The organism is Hadarchaeum sp. (SeqCode) (assembly GCF_049969415.1).
Lineage (GTDB): Archaea > Hadarchaeota > Hadarchaeia > Hadarchaeales > Hadarchaeaceae > Hadarchaeum.
In genome coordinates this window covers 1-1432 of record NZ_JBMFOX010000121.1, presented here as the reverse complement: position 1 = coordinate 1432, position 1432 = coordinate 1, and the positions used below count along the sequence as shown (strand labels likewise).

Here is a 1432-nt window from a genome sequence, read left to right as displayed (position 1 = left end):
GCCCTTGTAGTCAAGCTTTTTGGTTTTGCCCGAGGGCTTTTGCTGGGCATAAAAAAGCGGGGGCCGGCGCCCCCGCTCACGTGTTTGCCTGCTTTTGTTAGAAGCGGAAAGACCAGCCTACTGCCAACTCTGTGCCGCCGGTGACGGATACGCTTAGGGAAAGCAAAAGATCAAAATTGGCCATAATTGGAGCCGAAATATCCGCCAGAATCCTTGTGAACCCGAAGAGGCTCCCGCTCGGCTGGAAATAAACGCTTAGACCGAAGGTGTACATCCCTCCGCAGCAACCGGAGCCACAGAACCCAAACTTCCAATATTCAAATTCCTTGCCCTCGAAGAGCTTGACGTTCTTGAGCAAAGCCTCAAGTTTATCCACGTCGAAAGCGTGGAGAATCTCTACGTAACTGCAGGTGCTCAGATCGCACCTCAACTTGTATCCGTAGATCTCCAGCCCCTGGATGTCCAGCAATGTATCGCCGGTTAGCACATCACCATACACCGCAAAACAGGCCTGGCCCATGCCGTTCCACTTTGGAGTGACTTTGACCTCTTTGTGGTCAAGGGTAAAGCGGGTAGCCACTTCCAAAGAAATTCCACAACAGATCCCAAGCTCGATCGCGGTTTCAAAGTATTCAAATCCTGCTTTAGTGAAATAAAGCTCTGCATCGTAGGTGAGGCCGCAACATAAACCGACGTCGGTCAAAGCAATGATGGCGTCTTTGAAGCTGAACCCAGTGCAGCAGTCAGCGAGGTTTATGATCAATGAAAGCGGAGGCAATTTTGTCGAAATGGAAAACAACGTATAAGTTTGGGTTTGCGGTGGACAGCATGGCCAATAATACTCAAACTCACCATCGTCGTTTATGTCTTCCAAGTGGTAGGGATAGGCCCAATGGTGGAACTCAAAGGCTAGTTCAGCGCCAGCTAAGGCCAACGAAGTCTTAACCCAAGCCTCTTTGTAGGCCGGTGCCACAAGGGCGTATGCCTCGGTTTGAGGATCACCGCAGGCACTTGGGTAATAAACCACCACGGTGTCCGTTACCGACGGATTGAACGAAAGGCCGCCGGTCACAGAAAGCGGCCCAAAGGCCCCGGAAAGCTCGAATCGTTGGTCAATCAATCCAGTCGTGTCGAACTCAGAAATGCTCGAAATGGTCCAACTGGTGTTGACCCCGTACTTTAGGGTGAGAATGCAGGTCTCCAAGGCCACGCTGGGAACTACTTGAAGCATGGCTTTCCATTCACCACCAAATTGGGCCAGCCCCATGGTTTCAACGCAAATCACACAGCCTAAGAACATCAAAAACCAGCGGCGCATTGTTTAGCCTCCTTTTTCACCACGCCCAAACGTATTTTTAAGCCTCTTTTCGGCAAAAGCTGAGTCACAGTGTTCGCTTCCAACGGGAGGAATTTCTGTGATGTGGGTCACAGA

The 1432-nt window shown here is 50.9% G+C and carries 1 protein-coding gene; it reads right to left on the bottom strand.

Translation table 11 applies throughout. From position 1 onward, the window contains the following. Nucleotides 1-97 precede the first annotated feature (97 nt). Complete coding sequence (locus ACP5PX_RS08270) at nucleotides 98-1267, bottom strand: hypothetical protein (protein WP_428085471.1); 1170 nt, start codon at nucleotides 1265-1267, stop codon at nucleotides 98-100. Between the last annotated feature and the right edge of the window lie 165 nt (nucleotides 1268-1432).

What these genes read in the sequence shown, in the direction of transcription:
- ACP5PX_RS08270 (WP_428085471.1), bottom strand. Translation starts at nt 1,267, where the DNA reads ATGGGGCTGGCCCAATTTGGTGGTGAATGGAAAGCCATGCTTCAAGTA.